The 8338-nt window shown below is 40.3% G+C and carries 6 protein-coding genes and 2 pseudogenes; all 8 read right to left on the bottom strand.

Annotated features, from left to right (window positions below):
* A pseudogene (locus tag ADS77_RS20860) lies at nt 1-652 on the bottom strand (transposase); the annotation flags it as partial.
* Between the two features lie 67 nt (nt 653-719).
* The gene (locus ADS77_RS20855) at nt 720-1226 is read right to left on the bottom strand and encodes a hypothetical protein (RefSeq protein WP_054456136.1); all 507 of its coding nucleotides are present in this window, start codon (nt 1224-1226) and stop codon (nt 720-722) included.
* A 125-nt stretch (nt 1227-1351) separates the two neighbouring features.
* Nucleotides 1352-2563 (bottom strand): group II intron reverse transcriptase/maturase, encoded by a 1212-nt coding sequence (gene ltrA / locus ADS77_RS20850; RefSeq protein WP_235575836.1) that lies wholly within the window; start codon nt 2561-2563, stop codon nt 1352-1354.
* 749 nt (nt 2564-3312) lie between these two features.
* Complete coding sequence (locus ADS77_RS20845; protein WP_054456132.1) at nt 3313-4137, bottom strand: alpha/beta hydrolase; 825 nt, start codon at nt 4135-4137, stop codon at nt 3313-3315.
* 557 nt (nt 4138-4694) lie between these two features.
* Nucleotides 4695-5501 (bottom strand): hypothetical protein, encoded by an 807-nt coding sequence (locus tag ADS77_RS20840; protein WP_054456129.1) that lies wholly within the window; start codon nt 5499-5501, stop codon nt 4695-4697.
* Between the two features lie 344 nt (nt 5502-5845).
* Complete coding sequence (locus ADS77_RS20835; RefSeq protein WP_235575834.1) at nt 5846-6970, bottom strand: IS91 family transposase; 1125 nt, start codon at nt 6968-6970, stop codon at nt 5846-5848.
* A 1-nt stretch (nt 6971) separates the two neighbouring features.
* Nucleotides 6972-7811: a tyrosine-type recombinase/integrase gene (locus ADS77_RS20830; protein WP_054456128.1), complete on the bottom strand. Its 840-nt coding sequence runs from the start codon at nt 7809-7811 to the stop codon at nt 6972-6974.
* A 320-nt stretch (nt 7812-8131) separates the two neighbouring features.
* Nucleotides 8132-8338, bottom strand: a pseudogene (locus tag ADS77_RS22410) (IS1595 family transposase); the annotation flags it as partial.

The following is an 8338-nucleotide window of genomic DNA, read 5'->3' as shown; positions in this document are numbered from 1 at the left end:
CCGCGTTTGCCTTCTCGTATACAACGCCCTGTTAATTCAACCAATTCAAGGTAAGATTTAAGTTCAAACGGTAGCCCTTTTGGCATAATTTGACGTGGCATACCGGCAAAACGCAATAATTTTTTTGGTTGCTTGCCCTCTGTTGCGTTTTCAATGCGTTTTTGTACACTGGTGTAGTCAGATATTTCCGGTGTTTGCGCCATTTTTGCTCTGATTGGGTTTAAATCTACATAGGCCATACAGGCGGCGAGTGCGGCTTCATCTAATAATGCTTGGGATTTAAAGCGGCCTTCCCAAAATCGGCCTGTGCAGTTATCTTCCTTATTGGCTTTACGCGCAATGTCTTCATTTAATAATCGCATAAACCAACTGATACTTGCTAAGCGCTCTCGGTATTGCTCAACTGTTTGGTTTAAAAAGATGCGCTCTGCTTTACACAGCTTATGCCAGCGAATAACAATCGCTTTATCATTTAGTCTATTGGCTTTTTTATCATCAACATACAAGACTAAATGAGTGTGCAAAACACCTTGGCTAATCCAATCAGCTTATCTTCAACCCAGCCTCTGCGATGCTCAAAAGACTTCCCTGTAACGCCGCAAACAACGGAAGGCTTGGCATTGTGGCTGTTGTGCAATAATGGCGAATCCATGCACTGCAGACGCAATGACAAGACTTTCTGCTTGATTTGCTTTGTTATGAAAGCCCAAGAAGATAATTTAATTAGCTTTTAAAATTTTATTTTTCAATGCTACAGATAAACTTTCTACAATCGACTCATCTGAAATTTTTGGCCCTTTTGATAGTCTATCAACATCTAGTAGAACCAAACCTCTAACAAGCATTCCCTGTTCAGAACCTATTTCTTTATCATCATTTATAACCGTATAAAATCTATAGGTTTTTGGTTCTTCATTTGAAACCCAAAGCCCGCCCTCGAAACTTCCGTTATTAAATGGCACCTCTGGACACAAAACCTCAACACAGCGTCCTTCACATTGATAGTATGTGCCATTCTTACCTAGGAAAGATCCAACATAGGCGCCTGATTTTAGAGTATATGTATACTCAATTTTCATTAAACCTTGATGATGAATATAATCAATATCATCCTTTAAATTGATTTGATATACGCTATCGGGGGTGCGCAAGTCTTTAGCTTTTGGACCAGCACAACCAGATAACGCAACAAGGGCCGACAAAAAAAATAACTTATAGTTCTTCATAGATAACTCTTAGTTCGATAGTTTCAATCACCCATTACTGGGCCGACCCCACACAGATCCGGACGTGCGGAACTACCGCATCCGGCTCTTCAGTTATATATTCACGCGTGTAAATCACCACGTACTTAGTACCAGTCCACATGAATAAATCGCTTACTCACTCTTGGCCGCTCTATTGCGTAATACATTAACATCTTCTTGAAATTACTCCAATTATAACTGCGCCTTCCACTTCGCCTATTCAGCCATTTATATAAGCTGTGCAGCACATAGCTGTGCAGCACATAGCTGTACAGTCTATCTAGGCTACGGCTATTGTCTGGCAGGCCAAAGTAATTTCGGTATCCCATCAGTTTGCGTTTCAGTTGGGGCATCCACGTGTTGAGCTTGGTTGACCGTTTGGCTTTTATGTATTGGTAAAACTCGCTCATGCTGGCGCGGTGCTTTTCAGCCCCTGTGCGCCGCCTAAGTCGAGGTTTTCCTTGCGCATCTTTTGCCCAGTAAAAGGCAAAGCCAAGAAACACAAATTGCCGTCTGCGACTCGGATGAAATCGACTGAAACGCAGCAGTGAGGTTTTATCCTCTGCTACCTCTAAGTTGAACCTCTTGAGTCGTTTTGGCAACACCTTGTAAAATCGCTCTGCGTCGTTGGCGTATTGAAACGCACACACAAAATCATCTGCATACCGGATGAGCATCGCGCGACCATGCATTCGAGGTTTTACTTTCTTTTCAAACCATAAGTCGAGTGCGTAGTGCAAATAGATGTTCGCCAGTACTGGGCTAATGATCCCCCCTTGCGGTGTACCGCTTTTCGGGTGTTCAAACACCCCTTCCGGTGATTTGATACGGGCTTTAAGCCATTGGCTGATTATACTCAGCATGGCTTTGTCATCAATGCGTTGTTTGAGCATCTTCATCAGCCAATCGTGGTCGAGGTTGTTGAAGAAGCCTTTAATATCGGCCTCAACAATGTAACCGTATCCTTTAAACTGAAGATTCAACGCTAAACTGTGCACCGCCTGATGAGCGCTTTTATTCGGTCGGTAGCCATAGCTATTGGGCTGAAAGTCCGCTTCCCAGATACTTTGCAATATCTGGCTCACGCCTTGTTGCACCAATTTATCATCCACCGTGGGCAAGCCCAGCGGTCGCTGTTTGCCATTTCCTTTGGGAATAAAGACACGTTTGATGTCATTGGCTCGAAAGCGCTTATGCTTAAGGGCATCGCTCAGTCGAGTAATGTTGCTAACGAGTTGCTGCTTATAAACAGGCATGGTAATGCCATCAATACCGGCCGCAGCCTGCTTATTGAGCTGATCCCAACTTTTATACAAGCAATCTTCCCTTAGTAATCCGTATAAGTTCTGAAACCTGTGTTTGGGGTGTCGCTGTGATTTAAATGTGATCGCGTTTAGTTCGGTTATCATAGTGGTTCCAGCCCTACATTGTCCGGCCTATGTGTCTGCTAAACACGTGATATAACTGCAGCCCCTTCGCCATGTGATCGGCTTTCCCGTCTCAAACTACTACGAGCTGGTCTGACTGCCAAAGGGTCATCGTTGGCCTTGCTTTTGGCTTAGCTTCCCTACCGCGTCCTTGCGGAACACCCTTGGCTCTCTCAAAGAGCCATCCGCCAATAAAAGCTAATGCATCTCTTTAACCATGCCACGGCTTAATAACTCCGCTGACTCGCCACAACCTCACTCATTACGGTTGCTTTGCATGGACTTCAGTGGCGTTACAAACCTCGTCAGTCAGACTGTATTTATCGGAGCGATATCAGCACTTCAGGATCACGATAATCCCTATGGCCTACATAATCCCCTGTGGCCTACTTAATTCTCTGTGTACGCTTCACCTATCTTGTTCGCTGAAAAAAAATTCAGCTCCGCCATAGGCGCAACACTCGATACGGGTGGTGAGTTAAACCTTACCCGACAGGGACTTGCACCCTGCAAGATGCATCAAGCTTCACTTGACGCACTAACGCCGTTTTAAGCGGCGAGAAATAGTTTGCTAAAATGTGTAACGAAGTGGAACTGAGCAAACTGTTACGAGTCCGACTTGAAAACCCTTGTTAGGTTTATGGTTGCACCAACATACTTTTTGCTACTTTAACAATTTCGTTTGTTGCTTGTATATATGTATTTGAATGATCAGCACTTTTAACTTCATGTAACAATACATTATCACCATAATTCCAGCTTTTTTGCAATTGACTTAAAGGAGTCTGCGAGTCATTAGTACCTTGAAAAATACTAACAGGTGTTGTTACTAATAAAGATAGAGGTTCGCTTAAGTCGTAGTCTTTTGGTAGTAAGGTACTTATTGGTAAGGCTCTGAGAGGACTTAAATACCACTTTGAATTTAGGTGGTTATTAACTGCAACCGATAAAGATGGAGCGACACTTTCTAAAATTACTCCTGATATCTCTGTTTCCCTTACAGAGTGAGCAGCAACAGTTGCTCCCAAAGAACGACCATAAATAATAGTTCTTTCAGGAGGACATTTTAATGAAATAGCTTTCATTGCATCAGTAATTAATTTAACTAATACTGCAATATCATAAACTTGTCCTATAGCACCATCTTGCCCAGAGTACGATATAGAAAACACCTTAAAGTAGTTAGTTTGAAATGTTTTAAAAAGTGTTTCTTCATATTTTTTTACACCACCATGCCTACCAGGGAAAAATATAATACATCGATCTTCAGAACCTCCATATTCACGAACAAGTAATTCATTTTTAAATGAGTCGTAAAACTCAAATTTATGTAGTTCTTGAGTTTTAGCAGTTAATACAATATTTGGAAATAAATAGCGTGGTATTTGTGCGTAAAGTATATACGCACCTATAGAAAAGTAGACACAAACCAGAAAAGAACACGCTAAAAGAATTCGATACACCTGATTACCTTGAATAAACCTAACGAGGCTGTAGAATAACTCTAACAGCCAAATCCAATTAAAAAACGAGCTCCTGTAATTAACTCTAAGCGCTTTTAAAGCATTAGGTAATGCATTTGGAACCCATAAAACAGGCTGTTTTTCTTAAAAAAGAGTAATTCTACAGCCACAACGAGGCTGTAGAATTACTCTAACAGCCAAATTCAATTAAAAACGAGCTCCTGTAATTAACTCTAAGCGTTTTTAAAGCATTAGGTAATGCATTTGGAACCCATAAAACTGGCTGTTTTTCTTAAAAAAGAGTAATTCTACAGCCACAACGAGGCTGTAGAATAACTCTAACAGCCAAATTCAATTAAAAAACGAGCTCCTGTAATTAACTCTAAGCGTTTTTAAAGCACTAAGCAATGCATTTAGGACCCACAAAACTGGCTGTTTTTCTTAAAAAAGAGTAATTCTACAGCCACAACGCCTCACTAAGAGGCAAATAATTGTTGGCTAAAATAGGCGACGAAGGAGCAAATAGCCAACTGTTATTTGTCCTTTTAAGTGATTTGTTAGTTTCCATTTTTACCAAACTTATTCAACAACTTTTCAGTTAGCATTTGCGCCTGTTCAATATCTTGAAATTCCATATTTTGATGAATACGCTGCTTGATAAAATCTAATTTCAAGTAAATATCGTTATCCTCTACTATTTTTAACCCAAAGTCTGCATATGCTATGACTTTTAAATAGTTTGGGTTTCCAGTGTCAGGATCGTAATTTTGATACTCTTTTACCAGCCTTAATATTGACTGCTCTCCACCAGTCAAAGCAACACTTTCGGAAAGGCGGTATTTCAATTTATTAAATTTAACTCTTTGCTTTATTGTGTCTTCTCTGCTTAATTCATCTAAGCCTTTACTTTGAAAATATTCTCTATCCGAAACAGCCCATAACTCTGCTACGGCATTATCGGAACCTAATTCAATTGCTTTAAAAAGTAATTCAACAAAATCATCAGATATAAAATTAAATTGTGAACAGCGCTCAAAACGAGACAAAACCTCTTCGATATACTCGTAGGGCTCACCCACCTCATTTACTTTGCTCATCCATTTATCAAGTTCATCTTGAGTTTTGGGTATTGCGCTGCAACGACGTATTTCTTTTGCTTCAAGTAAGTATTCTTCTGCGGATGCAAGTTCACTAACACCTATATCAGTTTCAATCGTTGATTTTTCTTTGCGCTTTAAGTCTTTAGAAACAGCGTTTTCACTATCATTTTTATCGCTAAACTTTTCAATTTCACTATGTTCTTTTGGAATAAAATAGAAAACAACTAAGGCCAAAATTGATATAGCAAGAGCAAATTTTTTCACGAAACCTCGACAGGAAACTAACGTCTTAGTATTTATACGTTACGTTGTTTGTATCGTATAAATACCTTGTTGAACGAAGCATACTCCTCACTCAACATTTTTATTGGTATGCTTAATGCTATAGGAATTCTCTTTTTTAGGGAAGTCGTTGATTGCAGTTTTATTGGACACCCTTTTACTACTAGACGGGTTAGTTACTGTTCATTAATTTCATTTCTACGCTTTTTTATAGCGTTTCTGCCTGCTGTTATCTTTTTTGCTTATTTTAGGCTGCACCACATCTAAGCTGATCCTCTGTTACACCAACTTAGTTAACGAGTTATTTTTAACGGTTCGACTTACTATTAACCACTATTCATTATGATGCTTCCCGTCGCTAGGCCGTCTATTTTTGCATCCTTTATACAGAGGCTTTTCAGTATCAGCCGCCCTTGCTTACATGATGGACACGGCCAATTAACGCTAACCGGCACTGGTGTCTCTGACTTTCCTTGATTTACAGCCTCATACTTACCTATTTGTGCGCTGATAATATCCCGCTTTTTGGCTCTACACGCACTGGCTAAAAAACCGTAGTGTCGTATTCGCATAAATCCACTTGGGAGCACATGCAGTAAATAGCGCCTGATAAATTCTATGCCCGTTAATGTCATTCGCTTTATTTTGCTGTCTCGGTAGTCTTTATAGCTAAACGTGACACTTTCTTTTGTTACCTGTTTGAGTCGTCCTTCATGCAACATGCCTTTACGTGTGTAGCGCCCAAGGTATTTCAACACCGTTTTCGGCTCGGTCAAATTCACCTTGCTGTGTACGCACCATGATTTTTTCATGAGCAATTCGCTTTGAGGTATCGTTAGTTTATGTGCCCTAATGGCTGCTAGCATTTTTGCTCTAAACACGGTTGCTAAGGCTTTTACTGCAAATAAATACGGCTTTTTAACACCGCGCCACTCACCTGACGATGTTAATACGCCACCTGGAATTAAACAGTGCAAATGAATATGTTGAGCAAGGCTTTGCCCCCATGTATGTAACACCGCAGTCATTCCTAACGTGCCTTGTAACTGTTTTTTACGCTGCGCAAACTGACTGAGGGTTTGCCATACAGCATGAAATAAACAGCTGTAAATCTCACGCGGATATTGCCTTGCTAATCCATTTAGTTCATGAGGGAGTGTTAATACCAGATGAAAATAAGGCGCATTGATAACATCTTTACTTTGTTGTTCACTCCATTGCTCGCTAACATGCCCTTGGCACTGCGGACAGTGTCTATCTCTACATGCGCAGTACACTGTTTTATTATGCTCGCAGCGATCACACTGCCATTGCTGAGTACCTAACTTAACTGTTCGACAGTCCTGTATGTGCTGACACACTCGCTGTTGTTGATAGGTTAATGCATGGACTTTTTTATAGTTACTGAGGTGTTGCGCTAAGATATCTGCAACATGATGCGTCGTTGCCATCTTAATCCTCCTCCCACGCAGCCATTAAATCATGGCTACTATGTGCCATCTCTGGCAACCAGTGTAAATAACGCTCTGTCGTACGAATACTCGTATGTCCCAACTGCTTTTGTAACTGGTGAAGCGGCATACCTGCTTCAATTTGATGTGTAGCATAAGCGTGACGCAAACTATGCGCGGATACATTTTTTGCAATGTCAGCCCGCGCTACCGCACGTTTTAATCCACGACTAAACGTTTTTGCATCTATCGCTTTTTCTTTATCCCAATTAGTACAAAACAGTATACTGCCAAGGGAAAAGCCTGCTATATAAGCGTTTAATCGCCTTGCTGCGCTTTTAGGTAATATGACACGACGGTCTTTATTCCCTTTTCCTGCTCTAACCCATAGGCAGTCTTGGCTAAATTCAATATCAACAACCCGTAAATTCAGTAATTCACTTATTCTGAGTCCACAGCCATAGCAAATACAAAGCATGACTTTTTGTTGTGCAGATACCGTATTTAAAAACAGGCGATGAACCTCATCCCGTGTTAGCAGTATCGGTATTTTGTGTGCTTTTTTAGGCAATACAATATCAATGCTGAATGAGCGCTGTAGTACATATTTATATAAAAAATTAACGGCATTGAGTTTTACTGCAATCGTTGCACGCGACAAGTGCTGTGTTAGGTTTACATACCTAAAATACGCCTCAAGCTCTTCCTTATTAATTAAGTCAGGCGATTTATCGTAGTAATTAGCTAACTGAGCGAGTGCATTTATATAAGATTCTTCGGTACGTGGTGAGTAGCCTCTTAAACGGATCTCGTCTATGACGCGTTGTCTTAATGGGGTCATTGGTTTTCTCCGGTAAATGGGGGAAGTCCCAATGACAAGTGTGGCAATTATGCTGAAGGTTGCTAGCTCCGCGTAGCGGCTTTGTTCAACAATTTTGTCTATGACATTTGTCGTTTTATAAACCGACAAATGTCCATATATTACAATGCATTTATCTTAGCCCTCAAATAAACACCTGTAAACAATTAGTTAACTTTGTCTAACTTTTTACAAGTGCAAAAATACCCCAAAATGGTAGAGATCAGTAATATTGGACAAAACACAAACCACTGTCCATACATGGCTATGTTGTAGTTGAGTGTGGGTATTAAAAATTCATATCATAATGCCTCTTTTATCCATGTTTGATCTGAATACTCAGTGTTATCTTCCATAAACCTAAACCAGCTTAAATAATTCTCAATGTAGTCTGTACCAATGCCATTAAAACGTCTTAACCATGCCTTCCAGCGCATCATATAATTATTAAGTGTTTGGATATGGTAAATACCTTCTACCACTCTTTGGTTATCCAAGCCAATCAAGCG

It is taken from the genome of Pseudoalteromonas porphyrae, from assembly GCF_001298125.1.
Lineage (GTDB): Bacteria > Pseudomonadota > Gammaproteobacteria > Enterobacterales > Alteromonadaceae > Pseudoalteromonas > Pseudoalteromonas neustonica.
The sequence above is the reverse complement of the archived record's forward strand: the minus strand, read 5'-3'. Positions and strand labels throughout refer to the sequence as shown.

Coding starts and splice junctions, on each gene's coding strand:
- ADS77_RS20835 (WP_235575834.1), bottom strand. CDS start 6,970: ATGGCAACGACGCATCATGTTGCAGATATCTTAGCGCAACACCTCAGT.
- ADS77_RS20830 (WP_054456128.1), bottom strand. CDS start 7,811: ATGACCCCATTAAGACAACGCGTCATAGACGAGATCCGTTTAAGAGGC.
- ADS77_RS20855 (WP_054456136.1), bottom strand. CDS start 1,226: ATGAAGAACTATAAGTTATTTTTTTTGTCGGCCCTTGTTGCGTTATCT.